The 18863-nt window shown below is 71.5% G+C and carries 23 protein-coding genes; 9 read left to right on the top strand and 14 right to left on the bottom strand.

The window, feature by feature from the left end; translation table 11 throughout:
* Positions 1 to 28 precede the first annotated feature (28 nt).
* Complete coding sequence (locus ACZ6Y1_RS20730) at positions 29 to 415, top strand: PLD nuclease N-terminal domain-containing protein (protein ID WP_469631579.1); 387 nt, start codon at positions 29 to 31, stop codon at positions 413 to 415.
* 58 nt (positions 416 to 473) lie between these two features.
* Here ACZ6Y1_RS20730 and ACZ6Y1_RS20725 read toward each other — a convergent pair whose 3' ends face one another.
* On the bottom strand, positions 474 to 839 hold the full coding sequence (locus ACZ6Y1_RS20725; RefSeq protein WP_469631576.1) for a cupin domain-containing protein: 366 nt from the start codon (positions 837 to 839) through the stop codon (positions 474 to 476).
* 92 nt (positions 840 to 931) lie between these two features.
* On the opposite strand from ACZ6Y1_RS20725, the gene ACZ6Y1_RS20720 reads away from it, so the two are divergent.
* Positions 932 to 1396, top strand: coding sequence for a MarR family winged helix-turn-helix transcriptional regulator (locus ACZ6Y1_RS20720; RefSeq protein WP_469631574.1), 465 nt, complete (start codon positions 932 to 934; stop codon positions 1394 to 1396).
* Between the two features lie 28 nt (positions 1397 to 1424).
* On the opposite strand, the gene ACZ6Y1_RS20715 is transcribed toward ACZ6Y1_RS20720, so the two are convergent.
* The 8 genes from ACZ6Y1_RS20715 to hemL all read right to left on the bottom strand — a co-directional run bounded on the left by ACZ6Y1_RS20715 (position 1425) and on the right by hemL (position 9701).
* On the bottom strand, positions 1425 to 1937 hold the full coding sequence (locus ACZ6Y1_RS20715; RefSeq protein WP_469631571.1) for an SRPBCC domain-containing protein: 513 nt from the start codon (positions 1935 to 1937) through the stop codon (positions 1425 to 1427).
* Positions 1938 to 1990: 53 nt separating this feature from the next.
* Positions 1991 to 3076, bottom strand: a complete 1086-nt coding sequence (gene ccsB, locus ACZ6Y1_RS20710; protein WP_469631568.1) for a c-type cytochrome biogenesis protein CcsB — start codon at positions 3074 to 3076, stop codon at positions 1991 to 1993.
* A complete protein-coding gene (gene resB, locus ACZ6Y1_RS20705) occupies positions 3073 to 4782 on the bottom strand; it encodes a cytochrome c biogenesis protein ResB (RefSeq protein WP_469631565.1) in 1710 nt (569 codons plus the stop codon). Before resB ends, ccsB begins: the two co-directional genes overlap by 4 nt.
* 13 nt (positions 4783 to 4795) lie before the next feature.
* Positions 4796 to 5533, bottom strand: a complete 738-nt coding sequence (locus ACZ6Y1_RS20700; RefSeq protein ID WP_469631562.1) for a cytochrome c biogenesis CcdA family protein — start codon at positions 5531 to 5533, stop codon at positions 4796 to 4798.
* A 10-nt stretch (positions 5534 to 5543) separates the two neighbouring features.
* Positions 5544 to 6182 carry a TlpA family protein disulfide reductase gene (locus ACZ6Y1_RS20695; RefSeq protein WP_469631559.1) on the bottom strand — a complete coding sequence of 213 codons (639 nt, stop codon included), beginning with the start codon at positions 6180 to 6182 and terminating at the stop codon, positions 5544 to 5546.
* Positions 6183 to 6259: 77 nt separating this feature from the next.
* Complete coding sequence (locus tag ACZ6Y1_RS20690; RefSeq protein ID WP_469631556.1) at positions 6260 to 7480, bottom strand: polysaccharide deacetylase family protein; 1221 nt, start codon at positions 7478 to 7480, stop codon at positions 6260 to 6262.
* A gap of 212 nt (positions 7481 to 7692) precedes the next feature.
* The gene (locus tag ACZ6Y1_RS20685; protein ID WP_469631553.1) at positions 7693 to 8382 is read right to left on the bottom strand and encodes a histidine phosphatase family protein; all 690 of its coding nucleotides are present in this window, start codon (positions 8380 to 8382) and stop codon (positions 7693 to 7695) included.
* Entirely contained in the window at positions 8379 to 9701 is a 1323-nt protein-coding gene (hemL, locus tag ACZ6Y1_RS20680; protein WP_469631550.1) for a glutamate-1-semialdehyde 2,1-aminomutase, read from the bottom strand. The genes ACZ6Y1_RS20685 and hemL overlap by 4 nt, the downstream gene beginning before the upstream one ends.
* Before the next feature lie 316 nt (positions 9702 to 10017).
* Here hemL and ACZ6Y1_RS20675 point away from each other — a divergent pair, with 316 nt between their 5' ends.
* Positions 10018 to 10455, top strand: a complete 438-nt coding sequence (locus ACZ6Y1_RS20675) for a hypothetical protein (protein ID WP_329390718.1) — start codon at positions 10018 to 10020, stop codon at positions 10453 to 10455.
* 27 nt (positions 10456 to 10482) lie between these two features.
* On the opposite strand, the gene sigJ is transcribed toward ACZ6Y1_RS20675, so the two are convergent.
* Complete coding sequence (sigJ, locus tag ACZ6Y1_RS20670) at positions 10483 to 11388, bottom strand: RNA polymerase sigma factor SigJ (protein WP_469631548.1); 906 nt, start codon at positions 11386 to 11388, stop codon at positions 10483 to 10485.
* Positions 11389 to 11521: 133 nt separating this feature from the next.
* Between sigJ and ACZ6Y1_RS20665 the strand changes: the two genes are divergently transcribed.
* The gene (locus tag ACZ6Y1_RS20665; RefSeq protein WP_469631544.1) at positions 11522 to 11932 is read left to right on the top strand and encodes a hypothetical protein; all 411 of its coding nucleotides are present in this window, start codon (positions 11522 to 11524) and stop codon (positions 11930 to 11932) included.
* Here ACZ6Y1_RS20665 and ACZ6Y1_RS20660 read toward each other — a convergent pair.
* Positions 11898 to 13748 (bottom strand): serine/threonine-protein kinase, encoded by a 1851-nt coding sequence (locus ACZ6Y1_RS20660; protein WP_469631541.1) that lies wholly within the window; start codon positions 13746 to 13748, stop codon positions 11898 to 11900. The two genes, ACZ6Y1_RS20665 and ACZ6Y1_RS20660, sit on opposite strands and share 35 nt — an antisense overlap.
* Before the next feature lie 102 nt (positions 13749 to 13850).
* Here ACZ6Y1_RS20660 and ACZ6Y1_RS20655 point away from each other — a divergent pair, with 102 nt between their 5' ends.
* The gene (locus ACZ6Y1_RS20655) at positions 13851 to 14420 is read left to right on the top strand and encodes a hypothetical protein (protein ID WP_469631538.1); all 570 of its coding nucleotides are present in this window, start codon (positions 13851 to 13853) and stop codon (positions 14418 to 14420) included.
* Between the two features lie 48 nt (positions 14421 to 14468).
* Here the strand turns inward: ACZ6Y1_RS20655 and ACZ6Y1_RS20650 are convergent, their stop codons facing one another.
* Positions 14469 to 14861 carry an SHOCT domain-containing protein gene (locus tag ACZ6Y1_RS20650; protein WP_469631536.1) on the bottom strand — a complete coding sequence of 131 codons (393 nt, stop codon included), beginning with the start codon at positions 14859 to 14861 and terminating at the stop codon, positions 14469 to 14471.
* Positions 14862 to 14972: 111 nt separating this feature from the next.
* On the opposite strand from ACZ6Y1_RS20650, the gene ACZ6Y1_RS20645 reads away from it, so the two are divergent.
* The gene (locus ACZ6Y1_RS20645) at positions 14973 to 15515 is read left to right on the top strand and encodes a potassium channel family protein (RefSeq protein WP_469631533.1); all 543 of its coding nucleotides are present in this window, start codon (positions 14973 to 14975) and stop codon (positions 15513 to 15515) included.
* 9 nt (positions 15516 to 15524) lie between these two features.
* Positions 15525 to 16064, top strand: a complete 540-nt coding sequence (locus tag ACZ6Y1_RS20640) for a GNAT family N-acetyltransferase (RefSeq protein WP_469631530.1) — start codon at positions 15525 to 15527, stop codon at positions 16062 to 16064.
* A 57-nt stretch (positions 16065 to 16121) separates the two neighbouring features.
* On the opposite strand, the gene ACZ6Y1_RS20635 is transcribed toward ACZ6Y1_RS20640, so the two are convergent.
* The gene (locus tag ACZ6Y1_RS20635) at positions 16122 to 17018 is read right to left on the bottom strand and encodes an NADP-dependent oxidoreductase (protein ID WP_469632038.1); all 897 of its coding nucleotides are present in this window, start codon (positions 17016 to 17018) and stop codon (positions 16122 to 16124) included.
* A gap of 137 nt (positions 17019 to 17155) precedes the next feature.
* Here ACZ6Y1_RS20635 and ACZ6Y1_RS20630 point away from each other — a divergent pair, with 137 nt between their 5' ends.
* Together ACZ6Y1_RS20630 and ACZ6Y1_RS20625 are read left to right on the top strand one after the other, a co-directional pair.
* Positions 17156 to 17572, top strand: coding sequence for a winged helix-turn-helix transcriptional regulator (locus tag ACZ6Y1_RS20630; protein WP_469631527.1), 417 nt, complete (start codon positions 17156 to 17158; stop codon positions 17570 to 17572).
* Positions 17573 to 17613: 41 nt separating this feature from the next.
* Entirely contained in the window at positions 17614 to 18366 is a 753-nt protein-coding gene (locus ACZ6Y1_RS20625) for a Mut7-C RNAse domain-containing protein (protein ID WP_469631525.1), read from the top strand.
* Here ACZ6Y1_RS20625 and ACZ6Y1_RS20620 read toward each other — a convergent pair.
* Positions 18354 to 18848 (bottom strand): hypothetical protein, encoded by a 495-nt coding sequence (locus ACZ6Y1_RS20620; RefSeq protein ID WP_469631522.1) that lies wholly within the window; start codon positions 18846 to 18848, stop codon positions 18354 to 18356. The two genes, ACZ6Y1_RS20625 and ACZ6Y1_RS20620, sit on opposite strands and share 13 nt — an antisense overlap.
* Positions 18849 to 18863 lie beyond the last annotated feature (15 nt).

Here is an 18863-nt window from a genome sequence, read left to right as displayed (position 1 = left end):
CGCCATTGTTTCCAGGGGGCTGTTCCACATGCTCAGGGCGCTGCTGTACATCCTGCCGCTGGTGCTGACGATCTACGCGTTCATCGACTGCCTCAACACCCCCGAGGACGAGGCCAAACACCTGCCCAAGGTCGTCTGGGTCATCATCATCCTGCTCTTCTGGATCGTCGGCCCGATCGTCTGGTTCGCCGCCGGCAAGATGCGCCGCCCCCCGGCCAACGGCCGCACGCCCTCCGAGTGGCACCGCAACCACCGCCACGAGTGGGTCGCCCCCGACGACAACCCCGAGTTCCTCCGGACCCTTCGCGAGGAGAACAAGAAGGACGAGAGCCTCCTCAAGGACTGGGAGGCCGACCTGCGCCGCCGCGAGGAGGAGCTGAAGCGGCGCGAGCGGGGCGAGGACAAGGACGGCTGACGCGGCCGCGGCTCCCGCCCGGCGGGGGTCCGCACGGGCGCGGGGTCTCCGCGCCGGCTCACTGCGCCCAGGGCAGGACGCGGGTGCCCTCGGTGCCGGGGACGGAGGCGACGCCGTCCGCGCGCATGGCCACGTACGCCTGGAACGGTTCGGCGGCGTGGATCCGGCGCACCACGTCGGGCGGCAGGACCAGGGTCTGGCCGGCGGCCACCTTCTCGGTGCGGCCGTCGCAGGTGACCTCCAGGGAGCCGGCCGTGACCGTCCAGACCTGCTCGCGGCTGACGGAGTGCTCGGGGCCGGTGATGCCGGCGGGCATGTCGACGTGCCAGGTGCTGAGCTCGGCGCTGCCCCGGCTGGGGGCGGCGAGGCCGGTCATGGTGGCGTTCGGGGTTGCGGTGACGTGCTCGGGGGAAGTGGTGATCACGTGCAAGGAGGGACCTCGTTCCATTGAGTCAAGCCGCTTTACTCGGTGGGTTGAGTAAAGCAGGTTGTCTTGGTCGTGTCACCATGTTTCCCGTGACCCATCACCAGGACGACGACATCGAGCTGGCATTCCTGCTGGGACTCGGCTTCCAGCTGCTGCTGGGCGAGTTCACCCGGCGGGTCGGCGAGGCCGGATACGCGGACCTGCGCCCCGCGCACGGCATGGCGTTCCAGGCGCTCAAGGGGCCCGGCGCCACCGCCAGCGAGCTCGCCGAGCGGCTCGGGGTGACCAAACAGGCGGCCGGACAGCTCGTCGACGACCTGGAGAAGCGCGGCTACGTCCGCCGCGAGCCGCATCCCGAAGGGGGCCGGCGCAAGCTGGTGGTACTGACCGCCGCGGCCACCGAGCACCTGACCGTGGCGGGGCGCATCCTGCACGGACTGGAGGCGGAGCTGGGGAGCCGCGTGGACCTCGGCGTGCTGCGCGGGGAACTCGGGCGCCTGGTGCGCACGCTCCACGGGGAAGGACCGCTGCCGCCGCTGCGGCCGGTGTGGTGACGCCCGCAGGCCCCGCCCGCGGCGGCGGTTACGCGGCCGCGGCGCGGGAGAAGGAGGCGTAGGCCTCGCGGAGCTCCGACCAGCGGGTGTCGGACCAGGTGGACCAGTCCGCGGGGTGCCCGGCCAGGGCGGAGCTCAGCAGTTCGAAGTGTTCGTGCCAGCCGGCGAGGCAGTCCAGGCGCTCGTCCTCCGAGCCGCCCCGTTCGTTCACGAAGCGGATCACCGTGGAGTCCGTGCCGACCGCCTCCAGGTGGAAGCGGATCCGCCCGTGCTCGGTGACCGTGTACTCCACGACCCGCTCGACGTCCCAGGCGGTGATGCGGCCGGTGACCACCGTCCCGGTGTTCAGCCAGCGCAGCATGACCGCCCCGCCGAGCCGGCGTTCCAGCACGTCGGCCGCGGCCAGCCAGGTCCGCAGCCCGCTCGCCCTGGTCAGGGCGGTCCAGAGCACCTCGTAGGAGTACGGCAGGTGCAGCTCGAAGCGGAGCAGCCAGCGGTTCTCGCCGCGGCGCTCGCTGGTGGCATGGCTCACGAGAGACATACCACCAGCGTCCCACTCCCGGCGGTCGGACGCCCGGCGTCGGACTCCCGACGTCAGACGCCCGCGTAGGAGTGCAGGCCGTTGAGGACCATGTTCACGCCGTAGTAGTTCCAGATCCAGCAGACGAACGCGAAGAGGCCCAGGTACGCGGCCTTGCGGCCCTTCCAGCCGGCGGTGGCGCGCGCGTGCAGGTAGCAGGCGTACGCGACCCACGTCACGAAGGACCAGACCTCCTTGGGGTCCCAGCCCCAGTACCGGCCCCAGGCGTCGCCGGCCCAGATGGCGCCCGCGATGATCGTGAAGGTCCACAGCGGGAAGACGGCCGCGTTGATGCGGTACGAGAACTTGTCGAGCGACGCCGCCGAGGGCAGCCGCTCCATCACCGACGAGGCGAACCTGCCCGGCGTGCCGCCGTTCGCGAGCTTGTTCTCGTACGAGTCGCGGAAGAGGTACAGCAGCGTGCCGGCCGCGCCGAGGTAGAAGACGGCGCCGCAGAAGATCGCGGTGGAGACGTGGATCCACAGCCAGTACGAGTGCAGGGCCGGGACCAGCTGGTCGCTGTCGGTGTAGAGGACCGTGACGGCGATGCCGAGGTCCAGCAGGACGGTGGTGACCAGGATCAGGCCGAGCCAGCGGACGTTCTTCTTCAGCGCGAGCAGCACCAGGTACGCGCCGACGGCCACCGTGGAGAAGGTGATCGAGAACTCGTACATGTTGCCCCAGGGGGCCCGCTGCACCGACAGCGCGCGGGTGAGGACGCCGCCCGCCTCGATGAGGAAGGCGAGCGCGGTCAGCGAGACCGCGATCCGCCCGTACAGGTCGCCCTGCTCGGTGCCGCCCGCGGCGCCGGGGCCGTCCGGCACGTCACGGGTGCCGGCGGCGGAGCGGGTGGTGACCTTGGGCCGGTCCAGGACGGCGGTCCCTCCGTTCTTGCCGCGCACCTGCACGGCGGGGGCCGCCTGGGCCTCCTTGGCGCCGGTGAGCGCGGCGGCGGTGCGGCCGACCTTGCTGCGGCTGCCGAAGGTCCATTCGGCGATGTGCGCGAAGAAGGCGAGCGTGTAGACCGCCATCGACGAATAGACCAGGTAGTTGCTGATCTGAGCCAGGTTCTCGTTGGCTGCGGCTGCGAGCGGCGTCATCCGCGCTCTCCTTCAGGGGTTTCTTCAACAGGATCAGACGCGCTCGGCGCCTGCTGGTGGAGCGTGGCCGCGAGGTCCGACAGCTCCTGCGGGAGCCTGGCGGACTCGCTGCGGCCGAGGCCCGCCATCTCGACGACGGTGACGCCGTCCTCACCGGTCACCGCGCGGACCCAGATCCGGCGGCGCTGGATGAACAGCGATCCGGCCAGGCCCGCGATGGCGGCGATCGCGCCCGCGAGGGCGAGGCCGCTGCCGGGCTGGTGGGTGACGGAGAAGGTGGCCCAGCGCTCGATGCCCTCGAACTTCACGGAGCCCGCGCCGTCGGGCAGCTCCATCGACTCGCCGGGCAGCAGCATCTTGGCGAGCGGGTCGCCGTTCTCCTTCTTGAACTGCTGCATCTTGGTCGTGTCCAGCTGGTACACGTTCTGCGGCAGGCCGGAGTCCACGCCGAGGCTGCCGTGGAAGGCGTTGATCGCCATCACCGGGAAGTTCGCGTCCGGGAACTGGGAGAGCATCGTGCCCTGTCCCTTGCCCGCGAAGGTCGGCACGAACTGGGCCGAGAAGCCGAGCTGCTCCTTCTCGCCGTTCTTGTTCCTGTAGCCGTCGGTGACCTTGATGGCACCGCGCGAGGTCAGGTTCTTGTCCTGCGGCAGCATCGGAACGGCGTCCTTGAAGACGACCTTGCCGGTGGGGTCCGTCACCGAGACGACCGGCGCGTAGCCGTGGCCGAGCAGGTAGACCTTGGAACCGTCGACTTCAAGGGGCTTGTTGACCTCGATGTCGGCCTTCTTCGGCTTGCCGTCGGCGCCCTCGCTGTAGGTGATGTGCGCCTTGAAGTCGCGCGGGGTGCCCTTCTGCGGGCCGCTCGGCTCGAAGGTGGCGTCGAACTCGTCGAGGGTGAAGCTGAAGGGCGGCAGGTCGTCGGGGTCGAACATGCTGCCCGACTTGAAGTCGTCGTACTGGGTGAGCGTGTTCGCGAAGCCGCTGCCGCGCAGGACGAGCTTGCCGCCCTCGGACATGAAGAGCTTGCCCCAGGCGAAGGCCACGAGCATCACGATCAGCGCGACGTGGAAGATCAGGTTCCCGGCCTCGCGGAGGTAGCCCTTCTCGGCCGAGACGTGGCCCTTGCCCGCTTCGGTGCGGAAGCGGTGTCCGGCGAGCAGGGTCTTCGCGTGGGCGAGGACCTCCTCGGGGGACTTCCCGGTGCGCCAGGTGGTGTGCGCGGGGAGCCGGTCGAGGCGTCGGGGGGCGGCCGGCGGGCGGCCCCGGAGCTGGCCGACGAACTGCCAGGTGCGGGGCAGGATGCAGCCGATGAGGGAGACGAAGAGCAGGATGTAGATCGCGGAGAACCAGAACGACGTGTAGACGTCGAAGAGCTGGAGCTTCTCGGCGACCGTCACCCAGGAGGCGTGGGTGCGCTTCCACTCGGCGACCTTCATCAGGTCGACGGAGTTCTGCGGAATCAGGGAGCCGGGGATCGCGCCGAGGGACAGCAGGAAGAGCAGGATCAGCGCCACCCGCATGGAGGTGAGCTGCCGCCAGGTCCAGCGGGCCCAGCCGATGACGCCGATGCCGACGGGCCCGCTGTCCTCCTCGGGGGCGGTGGAGAGCTGGGAGCCGGCCGCGGCCTCCACGGCGTCGGCGGCCGCGGTGGCCGCCGACGGGTCGTGCGGCGCCTCGGTGGACGCGTTGTCTGTCGTACTCATGTCCGTTTAGTCCTCAGATCCCCACCGTGAAGGTTTGGGTCCAGCTCTGCATGCCGTTGATGATGCTGTCCCACAAACCTGTGACGAGCAGCAGACCGGTCAGGACCAGCATGCCGCCGCCGATGCGCATCACCCACGCATAGTGCTTCTTGACCCAGCCGAATGCCCCGAGTGCCTTGCGGAAGGCGATCGCGGCGAGGATGAAGGGCAGGCCGAGGCCCAGGCAGTAGGCGACGGTCAGCAGCGCCCCGCGGCCGGCGCTCGCCTGGTCGAGGGAGAGGGTGTTGACCGCGGCGAGGGTCGGACCCATGCAGGGGGTCCAGCCGACACCGAACAGGACGCCGAGCAGGGGCGCGCCGAGGAGGCCCGCCGTCGGCTTCCGGTGGAAGCGGAACTCCCGCATCGTGAGCCCCGGGATGGCCCCCATGAAGAAGAGGCCGAGGAGGATCACCAGGGCGCCGAGCACCCGGGAGATGAGCTCCTTGTTCTCCTGGAGAGTGGAGCCGAAGTAGCCGAAGAGGGCCCCGGTGGAGACGAAGACCGCGGTGAACCCCGCGATGAACAGGCTCGCGCCCGCCAGCATCCGCCCGCGCCGGGCCTCGGCGAGGTCGGCGCCGCTCACGCCGGTCACGTAGGAGAGGTAACCGGGGACGAGCGGGAGCACGCAGGGGGAGAAGAAGGAGACCAGCCCGGCGAGGACCGAGATGGGCAGGGCGAGCAGCAGGGCGCCGTTGAGGACCGTCGTGTTCACGTCGGTCCGCTCACTTCTCCGCGAGGACCGGGTCGATCATCCCGCGCAGTGCCACGTCGTCCATGGCGACCTGGGCGCGGGCGGCGATCCGGCCCTCCTTGTCGAGGACGACGGTGGCGGGGATGGCGCTCGGGTTGAGGGTGCCCTTGGGGAAGCGGAGCATCAGCTTGCCGACGGGGTCGTAGATGCTCGGGTAGGTGATCCCGAAGTCCGTCTCGAAGGCGGCCGCGGTCTGCTTGCTGCTGTCGCGGGTGTTGATGCCGACGAAGGCGACGTCCTTGCCGGCGTCGGCGAACTCCTTGGAGACCTTCGCGAAGTGCGGGGCCTCGGCACGGCAGGGCGCGCACCAGGAGCCCCACACGTTGAGGACGACGACCTTGCCCTTGAGGGTGGAGACGTCGAGGGCCGAGCCGTCGACGGTCTCGCCGTCGAGCTTGGGCGCCTCGGTGCGGTCGCCCTGGGGGACGCGCGCGATGCCGCCCGAGCCCGTGACGTAGCCGCCGCCGGAGCTGCCGTTCGGCTTGCCGCCCGCGTCCGTGCACGCCGTCAGGGTGAGGGCGCTCGCGAGGGACACCGCGGTGAGCAGGAGGGCGCGGCCGCTGGTCGAGCGGCGGCTACTTCGACGGACACGCGCGCGGCTAAGGCTCATGTGAAAAGTTTCGCATGAGCAATTTCCGACTCTGCCGCACCCCCCGGCGGGATGCCAATGCGCTGGTCAGGCGGCCGTCAGGCCGAGGTCATGTACGCGCTCCAGCCGCCGGCGGGCGATTGGCCGGGGCGCAGACCGCGGAGTTTGGCGAGCACCTTGGGGTCCTGGACGTCGAGCCAGTCGGTGAACTGGCGGAACGATACGAGCCTTACGTCCCTTTTGTCGGACATGCCCTTGAGGGCTTCCTCCACGGCGTCCATGTAGATGCCGCCGTTCCACTCCTCGAAGTGGTTGCCGATGAAGAGCGGGGCCCGGTTGGTCTCGTAGGCCCGGCGGAAGCCGCCGAGGTAGGTGGCGGTGGCCTGGGTGCGCCAGGCCGGGTAGTTGGCCGGGACGCCCCGCGTGGTGTTCTTCGACTGGTTGGCGAGGATGTTGTAGTCCATCGACAGGACCTCGAAGGAGTGCCCGGGGAAGGGCAGGGACTGCAGCGGCAGGTCCCAGATCCCGGCCCGCTTCACCGGCCACTGCTGCAGACCGCCGGGCGAGCTGGAGTCGTAGCGCCATCCGAGCTTCCCGGCGGCTTCGAGGAGGTTCTCCTGGCCGAGGAGGCAGGGGGTGCGGGCGCCGACCAGCTCCTTGCGGTAGTCGAAGGGCAGCGGCGGAAGGTCGGTGAAGCCGGTGTTCGTCCGCCAGTTGGTGACGAAGGACACGGCCTGGTCGATCTCGCTGCGCCAGTCGGCGGCGCTCCACCTGCCGACGGAGCCGGAGCCGCCGCAGAAGTGGCCGTTGAAGTGGGTCCCTATCTCGTGCCCGTCGAGCCAGGCCTCGCGGACGTACGTGAGGGTGGAGCGGACGTTCCCGTCCTTGAGGTAGCCGATGTCCGAGGCGCCGACCGGGTTGTTCGGCGGCTGGTAGAGGCTCTTCCTCGACTCGGGCAGCAGGTAGAGGCCGGAGAGGAAGAAGGTCATGGCCGCGCCGTGGTCCTTGGCGAGCTTGAGGAAGCGCGGGAAGAGCCCGTTGCCGACCTCCCCCGCGCCGTCCCAGCTGAAGACGACGAACTGCGGGGGCGTCTCGCCCGGCTGGAGGGGAACGGGCTTCTCCGGCTGGTTCGGCTGCGGTCCGGTGTCGGCGGTGGAGCCGTCGCCGATGGGCTTGGCCGGGGGCTTCCCGGGCTTGGGGTTCCTGACCGGCCCGGGGGTGCCGGGCTCGGCCCCGCCGGGAGAACCGCAGCCGGCGATACCCGCTGCGGCGGCCCCGAGTCCGAGTCCGAGCACTCCCCTTCGCGTGAAGTCGCGCATCTCACCGTCCCCGTCGTCACCCGCACAGCTCATGCCATTGCCCACATAAACGGACAATCCGTCAGAACTTGCGGCACTGGAACGGTGATTCCCGGCGCAACTTATATTTATTTAGGTAAAGCTGTAACGGTTCGTAACAGACTGTCGATCAAGTCGCCAGACGGTCAGACCGTCAGGCGCTCAGGCGCTCAGGCGGTCAGGCGGTCAGGCGGTCAGGCGCCGAACGCCTTCGACGCACCCTTCACCGGCTTCGCCCCGGCCAGCAGGTGCGCCGGAACCAGGTCCCGGGCCGGCTCGCTGTACCCCACCGACACCAGTTTGTCCCCCTGGAAGGTGAACGAGGTCAGCGAGGCGAGCGTGCACTGCCGGCGGCGCGGGTCGTGCCACAGCCGGCGCTTCTCCGCCCAGCTGCGCACGATCCAGATCGGCAGCTGGTGGCTGACCGCCACCGCCTCGTGGCCGCGGGCCGCATCGCGCGCCGCCTCCAGCGCGCTCATCATCCGGACCACCTGGTCGACGTACGGCTCGCCCCAGGAGGGCCTGAACGGGTTCGTCAGGTGCTTCCAGTTGCCCGGCTTGCGCAGCGCGCCGTCGCCGACGCCGAAGGTCTTGCCCTCGAAGACGTTCTCCGCCTCCAGCAGCCGCGCGTCCGTCGCCGGCTCCAGACCGTGCGCCCTGGCGATCGGCTCCGCCGTCTCCTGCGCGCGCTCCAGCGGCGAGGACACCACATAGGTGATGTCCCGGCCCTTCAGGTGCTCCGCGACCCGGTCCGCCATCTGCCGGCCGAGGTCCGAGAGGTGGTAGCCCGCACGGCGCCCGTACAGGACCCCGTCCGGGTTGTGCACCTCGCCGTGGCGCACCAGGTGCACGACGGTGATGCCGTTGGTCGGGGCTGTGCTCATGCGGTGGCCTCCGCGGCGGCCCGGGCGGCGGCGGGCAGGGCCGCCGCGATCCGCTCGATCGCCTGCTCGTCGTGGGCGGTGGACACGAACCAGGACTCGAACGCGGACGGCGGCAGGTAGACGCCCTGCGCCAGCATCGAGTGGAAGAACGCGTTGAAGCGGAAGCCTTCCTGCTTCTTCGCGTCGTCGTAGTCGCGGACCTCGTCCGCGGTGAAGAAGACGGAGAACATGTTGGACGCCGTCTGCAGACGGTGCACCACGCCCTCCTTGGCCAGCGCCGCCGTCACCAGGCCCTGGATCTCCTTCGAGACCGCGTTCACCTTCTCGTACGCCGCGTCGTCCAGCAGTCGCAGCTGCGCGAGACCCGCGGCGGTGGCGATCGGGTTCCCGGACAGCGTCCCGGCCTGGTAGACCGGCCCGGCGGGCGCGAGGTGGCCCATGACGTCCGCGCGGCCGCCGAAGGCCGCCGCCGGGAAACCGCCGCCCATGACCTTGCCGAAGGTCATCAGGTCCGGCTTGACCCCGTCCACGCCGTACCAGCCGGCGCGCGAGGTACGGAAGCCCGTCATGACCTCGTCGGAGATGTACAGGGCGCCGTTCTCGCGGCAGAGGTCGGCGAGCCCCTGGTTGAACCCGTCGAGCGGGGTCACCACGCCCATGTTGCCGGGCGCGGCCTCGGTGATCACACAGGCGATCTCGCCGGGGTGCGCGGCGAACGCCGCCCGTACCGCTTCGAGGTCGTTGTACGGCAGCACGATCGTGTCGCCGGCCTGCGCGCCGGTGACGCCGGGGGTGTCCGGCAGCGCGAAGGTCGCGAGACCGGAACCGGCGGCGGCCAGCAGCGCGTCCACGTGGCCGTGGTAGCAGCCAGCGAACTTCACGACCTTGGCCCGGCCGGTGAAGCCGCGCGCCAGGCGGATCGCCGACATCGTGGCCTCGGTACCGGACGAAACGAGCCGGACCTGCTCGACGGGCTCGATCCGGGCCACGATCTCCTCGGCGAGCGCGACCTCGCCCTCGCCGGGCGTGCCGAAGGAGGTCCCGCGGGCGACGGCGGCCTGGACGGCCCCGATCACCTCGGGGTGGGAATGGCCGAGGATCATCGGTCCCCACGAGCACACGAGGTCGACGTACTCGCGACCGTCGGCATCGGTGAGGTACGGACCGGTCCCGGACACCATGAACCGGGGCGTACCGCCCACGGCGCGGAAGGCGCGCACGGGAGAGTTCACGCCGCCGGGGGTCACGAGGGAGGCGCGCTCGAAGAGCGTCTGCGAAACTGGGGCTTCATACGGGTACGGGTAGCTCACACCAGCCATGGTCTCAGAGGCCGCGACAGACTTGCGGGCGGGCGTTTCACCGCGTCGCCGCGGGGGAGGTCACTGCCATGATGATCAGGCTGCGTGGCGGGGGCCGCGGGGCCGGGGCGAGCAAGACCAGTCGGGTGGAGATATGCAACGCGGTGGTGGACCGGGCGAGGGTACGGGCGACCTCGACCCGCAGCGCGCCCGCGAAGCCCGCGAGGCCCGCCGCCGGGGCAAGCACCGCAGGCGCGCGGCGGAGGCGGCGGCCGAGTCCGTACCGGGGCCCACGCTGCCGTCCGACGACGACGACCTGCCCAGGGGCGGCCGGGGCATGGGAGTGACGTACAAGTACTTCGGCGCGCCCGACGGCGCGACGGCCGCCCGCGTCCCGGTCACGATGCGCCCGGAGGAACTCGGCGGCGACGAGCTCGGCATGGGCGGGCTCTTCAGCAAGATCAAGCCGGAAACGGTGGCCGCGATGGTCCTGACCGGCATCGAGGGCATACCCCTCCACAAGGTCCCGCCGCTGGAACTGGTCGTCCTGCACCCCGACTACGCGGTGGTCAAGCTCCCGATGACGGTGGTCGACCCGCTGCGCGGGATCGGCGAGGAGTCGGTGGGCGCGGCGGCCTTCATCTGGTCCACGGTCCCCGACCGCGGCGGCCCCAGTGACGCGTTCAACGTGTACCAGTTGCTCCACGAATGGCAGGACTTCTCCCACCGTCTCCACGAGAACGGCCACCAGGCGTACTGCCTCGTCTGGCCCTGATCCGGCCGTTCCCGCGGGCGCACCGGATCAGTCCCGCGCGTGCTCGTTCCACGCGCGGAGCTTCTCCGGATTGCGGACCGCCCAGATCGCGGTGACGCGACCGCCGGCGGTCTCGAACGCGGCCACGGTCACGGAGATCCCGGTGTGCTGGGCGACGAGGCCGGGGCGGCCGTTGACCGTCCGTTCCAGGAGGGTCAGCCCCGGGGCCTTGCCGGCGATGTGGATCAGGTACTGGGCGATGTTCCTGCCGCCCTCGACCGGGCGCAGGACGGTGCCGACCATGCCGCCGCCGTCGGCGGTCATCGTGGCGTCCGGGTCGAGGAGACCGACGAGGGCCTCGATGTCCTTGGCCTCCCAGGCCTCCTTGAAACTGCGTACGAGACCGGCCTGTCCGGCCGCCGGAGCCACGTCGGTGCGCGCGCCGCGGACGCGCCGGCGGCCCGAGGAGGCCAGCTGCCGGCAGGCCGCGGGCGAGCGGCCGACGATCCCGGCGACTTCGGCGAAGGGATAGCGGAAGACGTCGTGGAGGACGAACGCCACGCGTTCGGCGGGCGTCATCGACTCCAGTACGACGAGGAAGGCCATGTTCACCGACTCGTCCAGGGTGATGCGGTCGGCGGGGTCGGCCGGTTCGGCGCCCCCGCCCGCCCGTACGCCGGCCCACTCCGAACGGTCCGGCAGCGGCTCGGGGATCCACGCCCCGACGTAGCGCTCGCGCCGGGCCCGCGCCGAGCCGAGCACGTCCAGGCAGATCCGGCCGGCGACCGTCGTCAGCCAGGCACCCGGCGACTCGACGGCCTCCTGCTGCCGCGGCGACATCGCGTACCAGCGCGTGTAGGCCTCCTGCACGGCGTCCTCCGCCTCGGCCACCGAACCGAGCAGGCGGTAGGCGACGTTGATGAGGCGCCTGCGCTCCTCGATGACGGTGCCCATGGTCGCGTCCGCCCCCGCTCTCTTCCTCTTCTTCCCCGCCCCCGACGCCCCGCCTCACATTTCACGGGGCTGCTTCGTCGAACAGCCGAGACACTACCGATCACCGCCGCGAGGCAGAACAGGGGTTTCCACCATGGCCGTTGAGACAGTTGAGAAGACGGCAGCAAGGCGTGGCTCCGCCTTCACGAAGGCCGCGATCGGCCTGCAGGCGCTGACCCTCCTCTTCCAGGCGGTCAGCGCCGGCCTGCTGCTGTCCACCTCCTACGGCGAGACGCTGCACGGCGTCGGCGCGCGCGTGACGTACGGCGCCACGATGCTGTACGTCGTCGCCGCCGTCCTGGCGTGGAAGCCGGGCGGGGGATCGCCCCGCCCGGTCCTCTACTCGACGGGCTTCCTCGTGCTGTCCTCGGTGCAGGTGGTGCTCGGCATAGCGCACGAGCCGGCCCTGCACGTGCCCCTCGGCGTCCTGATGTTCGGCCTGACCGTGCTGGACCTGGGCCGGGTCCTTACTACGACTGCTTCTTCCAGAGCGTCACTTCGGTGAGATAGGTCGGGATGTCGTAGAGCTTGTCGGTCGAGGGCTCGACGGCCATGATCTTCACCATCGCCAGGTTGCCCTTGGTCGTGACCGTGCAGAGCAGATCGCCCTTGACGATGGTGCTGTCCGCTCCGGTCAGGGCCTGCGAACCCAGCTTGTCGGGAATCGGGTTCGTGGCGGCCCCGACCGCGCACTCCTCGGGGGTGGGCCCCTTGCTCTTGCCGAACGGCGTCCCGCTCTTGACGGCGTCGAACCCCATCGTCAGCTCGCGATTGCTGCCGGACATCTCACCGAACGGCGCCACCTTGGGGAAGTCCAGGTCGACCTCGTTGTACTTGCCGAACTCCCTGGGAGCCAGGAACTTCACCGGGGTGTCCTTGAACACCACCGTCCAGGCGGGGCCGGCGGGGGACTGGGGCGCGGCGGACGCCGGGGCCTGGCCCTGCGCCGCGGACGAGGAGGGCTTCGGCTGGTCCGCCGCCTTGCCCTCGGACTTGGCCTCCGCCTTGCCCTTGCCGTCGTCGCGGCTGACGTACCAGGCGCCGCCCGCGATCAGGACGACGGCCAGGACGCCCGCGCCCGCGATCAGCGGCACCCTGCTGCGGCCGCCGCCGGCGGGGCCGGGGGCCGCGGGTACGGCTCCGTAGGCCGCCGCGTGCGGGCCCGTCGCCGCATGGGTCGGGGCGTACGGCTGCGGGGCGTAGGGCTGCTGGGCGGCGGGGACCTGCGCGGCCGGCTGCGTAGGCGCGTACGACGGCGGGGCGGACGGCGCGGGGGCCTGCGTCGGCGCGTACGACGGCGGGGCGGACGGCGCGGGGGCCTGCGTCGGCGCGTACGACGGCGGGGCGGACGGGGCTCGGTGGGCGGGGACGGGCGGGGTCTGCGGCTGCGGGGGCGCCTCGGCCAGCCGCTCCCGGCGGGCCGTCTCCGCCGTGACGGCGGCGGGCAGCCAGTCCTGGAAATCGCGCAGTGGGCGCCCGGCCAGCCGCTCGCACCACTCGGCCAGCTCGGCGGTCCCGGGCCGCCCGGCGGGGTCGGCCGTCAGGCAGCGCTCCAGCAGGGGCCGCAGCCGGTCCGGGTAACCGCTCAGGTCCGGCGCCTGCTGCGGGGTGTTGGCGATCGAGGCGGCGATCGAGAGGCCCGAGCCGTCGCCGTACGGGTGCCGTCCGGTGGCCACGACCGCGGCGATCAGCCCCAGCGCGAACACGTCGGTCGCCGGGGTGACCTCGCGGCCCAGCGCGTGCTCGGGCGACATGTACTGCGGGGTCCCGATGAACCCGCCGCTGCGCGTGAGCTGGGTGGCGTCCGTCGCGCGGGCGATACCGAAGTCGATCACCCAGGGGCCGTTCGAGCCCAGCAGGATGTTGCTGGGCTTCAGGTCGCGGTGGATCACCGACGCCGCGTGCACGGCGTGCAGGGCCCGCGCGGTGCGGCCGATCAGCTGGAACACGGCGGGCAGCGGGAGCGGCCCGTGGGCGGCGAGCGCGTCGTCCAGCGCCAGCCCCGGCACGTAGGCGGAGGCGAGCCAGGGCTGTTCGCCGCTGGTGTCGTGGTCCACGACCGGCACGATGTGGTAGCCCTGCACGCGGCGTGCCGCCTGCACCTCGCGCTCGAAGCGGGCCCGGAAGTCCGGGTCCTGGGCGAACTCGCGCCGGATGACCTTCAGTGCGACCGGCTGGTTGCCCCGGGTCCGGGAGAGGTAGACCGATCCCATGCCGCCCTCGCCGATGCGCGCGAGCAGCCGGTAGCCCGCGATCTCCTGAGGATCGTCCGGTCCCAGCGGTTTCAGCACGGACGGTCCGGCGTTCGAGGCGGTCGCCATCAATTCCCCCTAGATGATCACGGAGTTGCGATCGTATAGGGGTTCGCCGCAGGCCCCGCAAAACCCTTCGGCGGCTGAGACGGGGGCACCTATGCTGCGGCGGTGACCTCTCCCGCCGCCCCTTCCGGACCCTCGCGCCGCGCGCTCGTCGTACTGATCGCGCTGCTCGTCGCGGCGTTCGCCGCCCTGGGGGCCTGGCGGTGGTGGGACCGTGCGCAGGACGGCGAGTTCCGTGCCGATCCGGACTTCTGCCGGCTCGTCACTCCCGAGACCGTCCACCGGCTCGTGCCGGAGGCTTACGGCGGGCGCGCCGACGCGGCGTCGTGCAACTGGGCCGCCCCGCGCGAGAAGGGCTCGTACCGGGCCGGCGTCCATCTCTTCGCGAGCCGCCTCACCGTCGACCTGGCCCGCAAGGACATGCGGGAGCAGCGCACCGGCGGCGAACTCGGCTGGGAGAAGGGCACTCAGGAGGAGCTGTCCGGCCTCGGCGACGAGGCGTTCCTGCGCTTCCGGCCTCCCGCTCCCGGCAAGGCGATCACCGCGCAGGTCGTCTTCCGCCGCAGCAACATGGTGGTCTCCCTCGCCTACGCCCGCGACGACGACGACCGTGAGGCCGCCCGCGCCGGGGCGCTCGACGCGGCCCGCGAGGCCGCCGCCCGGCTCAGGGGCTGAGCGGCCTCACGGGCGGACCGGAGTATCCGGAGCGACCGGGCGTCACCACTACGCCAGGAGCTTCGCCTTGGCGCGGTCGAACTCCTCCTGGGTGATGTCGCCCTTGTCCTTGAGCGCGGCGAGCTTGTGCAGTTCGTCCGCCGAACCGCCACCGCCGGTGCCGGCCGTCTTGCGGACGTAGTCCTGGAAGGCGGCCTCGCTCTCCTTCATCTGCTTGGCGTCCCGCTCGGCCATGCTCTTGCCCCGGGCGATGAGGTAGATGAAGACACCGAGGAACGGGAGGATGATCACGAAGATCAGCCATCCCGCCTTGCCCCACCCGCTCATGCTGTGGTCACGGAAGATGTCCGTGATGATCTTGAAGAGCAGGAAGAACCAGAGGATCCAGAGGAACAGCCACAGCATCGTCCAGAAGAGGTTGAGGAGCGGGTAATCGTCCATGCTCGACTCCGATCATTTCCGCCCGAATGCGGATCTTTCACCCTTCCCATCCTTGATACCGTCCGATGATCCGAGTCGCACGCCGAGCAGAAGACCCCTGACGATGGGCACATGAGCCTCCCGGACGACTGGCATCGGCGCCGCATCGTCGCCGGCCACCTGCTCCGTTCGGTGGCCTCGGTCACCGCGCTCACCTGGCTGTACTACGTGATCCCACTGGACAAAGGGGTGGGTTTCGGCACCGTCCTGATGCTGCTCGCGGGGCTGGCCGTGTTCAGCCTGGTGATCGTCCGGCAGGTCGACGCCATCGCCCGTTCGGAGTATCCGAGGCTGCGGGCCATCGAGGCCCTGGCCACGGCCGTGCCGTTGTTCCTGGTGCTGTTCGCGGCGGTGTACTTCCTGATCTCCGCGGAGTACCCGGACTCCTTCACGGAACCGCTGGACAGGACCGACGCCCTGTACTTCACGGTCACCGTGTTCGCGACGGTCGGGTTCGGGGACATCGCACCCGTCTCCCAGGCCACGCGCGTGCTGACCACCACGCAGATGGTCGCCGACCTGATCGTGGTCGGCATCGTCGCCAAGGTGCTCTTCGGCGCGGTCCAGGTCGGGCTGCGCAGGAAAGGGGTCGAGGGGACGGACCCGCCTCCGTAGGCTGCGGGCATGGTGGAACACGGGTACCCCGAAGGCCCTGCCGTTCGTCTGGCGCCCTGGACGGCGGACGATTTCTGGCTGCTGGAGCGCAAGAACGAGCCCGTCATGACCGAGCACCTCGGCGGCCCGGAGACCGCCGCGAAGCTCGCCGACCGCCAGCGGCGCTACGAGGCCATGAGTGCCCGGGAGCCGGCCGCCGGGCGGATGTTCCGGGTGGCGCTGGAGCCGGCCGGCGAGAGCGTCGGGACCATCGGCTTCTGGGAGCGGGAGTGGCAGGGCGAGCCGGTGTACGAGACCGGCTGGGGAATCCTGCCCGAGCACCAGGGACGGGGGCTCGCGGTGGCCGCCCTGCGGGAGCTGGTCCGGTACGTCCGCACCCACGGCTCCCCCGCCCGCGAGACCCTCCGCGCCTTCCCCGGCACCGGCCACACGGCCTCGAACGCCGTGGCCCGCCGGGCGGGTTTCGTCCGGCTGGGCGAGGTCGATTTCGAGTACCCGCCCGGGTTTCCGCATCCGAGCAACGACTGGTGCCACCGGCTCAGGGGGTGAGGGCCGCCCCCCGCACGGCCCTCACCCACCCCACGCACCGCACCCACCCCACGCACCTCACGCGGTCAGGATGATCCGGCCCCGCACGCCGGGGGCCGCCAGCCGCTCGTGCGCCTTGGCGGCGTCCGCGAGGTCGAAGACGTCCGCGACCCGCAGCGTGAGGGCGCCCTCGTCGACCAGGGAGACCAGGCGGGCCAGGTGCTCCCCGTCCGCGGCCACCTCCTGCTCCACCACCCGCACCCCGCGCTCCGCCGCCGGGGCGTGGTTCGGGATCACCCCGACGTAGACGCCGCCGTCGCGGACGAACCCGAGCGCGGCCTCTCCCAGTACGGCCGTGTCCAGCACCCCGTCCACCGGCTCGGCCGGGGCCTGGCCGCGCCCTACGAAGCCGGTCGCGCCCAGGGAGCGCAGATACGCCTCGTCGTCGGCGCCCGCCAGGGCGGTCACCGCCAGCCCGGCCCGCACCGCGAGCTGGACCGCGAGCGCTCCGACCACCCCGGCAGCGCCGGTGACCAGCACCGAGGCGCCGGGTGCGAGGCCGAGCAGCTCCACGGAGCGGGCCGCGGTGAGCGCGGCGAGCGGGAAGCCCGCCGCGGTCGTGGTGTCCACGGTCACCGGTGCCGCGGCGACGGCCGTCGCGTCGAGGACCGCGTACTCGGCGTGCGTGCCCAGCGGCTTCACCGTCCCGTAGTGCAGCCCGACGACCTGCTGCCCCACGGTCCAGCCGGCCACCCCGGCACCGACCTCGTCTATCTCCCCCGCCACGTCCCAGCCGAGGCCGATCCGCTGCCCCTCGCCGCCGAAGACGCCGGCGCGGACGCCGCCGTCGACCGGGTTGAGCCCGGCCGCCCGGACCCGGATGCGGACCTGGCCGGCCTCCGGGCGCGGCACCGCCACCTCGACGACCTGGACCTTCTCGGGACCGCCGAAGCCGTCCACGACCACTGCCTTCATCGTTGCGCCGCTCATGATTTCTCCCCGTCGTGCTCGTAGAACCGTTCGTTCCTGGTGAGCACTAACCTAGGGAGAGGTACTCTCTTTTCGTAAGTACGTACTTTCGGGTGCGTACCCGACCCGGAAGTGGGGCACCCATGGCCACCCGCACCGCCGCGGCCCGCCGCGAAGAAGCCCGCCACGCCTACGACGCCTTCCTCAAGGAATGCCCCACCGGGCAACTCCTGGCCCGCATCAGCGACAAGTGGGTCGGCCTCGTCGTCAGCGCGCTGGCCCAGGCCGACGACCGCTCCATGCGCTACAGCGACCTCGGCCGCAAGATCCCCGGCGTCAGCCAGAAGATGCTCACCCAGACCCTGCGCTCCCTGGAACGCGACGGCATCGTCACCCGCACCGTGACCCCCACCGTCCCCGTCCGCGTCGACTACCGGCTCACCGAACTCGGCGCCGACCTCGGCTGCCTGCTCTCCTCCGTGAAACTCTGGGCCGAGAACCACTTCGACAAGGTCACCGCCCACCGCGAGGCCTACGACGAAGCCGCGGCGGGGCGGTAAAACCCCGGCGCCCACCACCCCCGCAGTGGCATGCTGACAAGGTGAACGGACCCGGCATTCAGCTCACCCTCGCCCCCGACCTGCGCCTCTTCGCCGCACCCAGCAGGCGCGCGGACCGCGTACCGACGGCCACCGACGGCGCCTCCAGCCTCGGACACGTCGTCGAATCCGCCGGGGTCCCGCTCACCGAAGTCGGCCGCCTGCTCGTCGACGGCCACGAGGTCCCCTTCTCGTACGTCCCCCAAGACGGCCAGAACGTCGAGGTGTTCGGCGTGGAGCGGCCCCAGCGCGTGGGCGGCGCCCCGCTCCGCTTCCTCCTCGACGTCCACCTCGGCACCCTCGCCCGCCGCCTGCGCCTGCTCGGCGTCGACGCCGCCTACGAGAACGAGGACATCGGCGACCCGGCCCTCGCCACCCGCTCCGCCGCCGAACGGCGCGTCCTGCTCTCCCGCGACCGCGGACTGCTGCGCCGCCGCGAGCTCTTCGCCGGCGCGTACGTCTACAGCGACAACCCGGACGAGCAACTGCGCGACGTACTCAGCCGGTTCGCACCCGATCTCGCGCCGTGGACCCGCTGCACCGCCTGCAACGGGCCGCTCCGCGACGCCGACAAGGACAGCGTCGGCGACCGCCTGGAGCAGGGCACGCACCGCTCCTACGACGTGTTCGCCCAGTGCACCGCCTGCGAACGCGTCTACTGGCGCGGCGCCCACCACGCCCGCCTGGAGCGGATCGTGGACGAGGCCCTCACCGAATTCGGCACCGCGGAGCAGGCACAGGCTCAGAAGGCGTAGGCGTCACCGGTGTCCAGCGCGAGCACCACGTGCTCGTTGCCGGCACTGTCGCGGTCGGTGGCCCCGCCGTTCCACCACGTGTCCACCCGCACCACCACCTCCGACACCCGCTCCCGCAGTCCCAGCGCCAACCCGATGTGCCGGCCCCGGCCGTGCAGCGCCATCGGCCCGGTCTCGCACACCACCTCGCGCAGCCCCGCCCGCGCACAGCCCGCCGGCAGCGCCTGCCGGTCCGCGAGACCGGCCGACAGCCGCAGCCGCAGCGTCGCGTTCGGCACCGGTGACGGCCCGTCGTTCTCCGGCACCAGCCAGATCCGCAGCTGCGCCCCCGACAGGGCCACCCGGCCGTGGTACGACACAGCCGCCTCCGGCCCGGCCCCGGCCCCGAATCCGGGCAGAGCGGCCGCGGGGGCCGCCGCCCCCAGCGCCAGCAGCCCGGACAGTCCCGCCGCCACCACACCCGACACGGCAATACGGCGCATCGCCACCACCTCCTG

The organism is Streptomyces sp. NPDC053432 (assembly GCF_055585365.1).
This window is presented reverse-complemented; position numbering and strand designations above follow the sequence as displayed.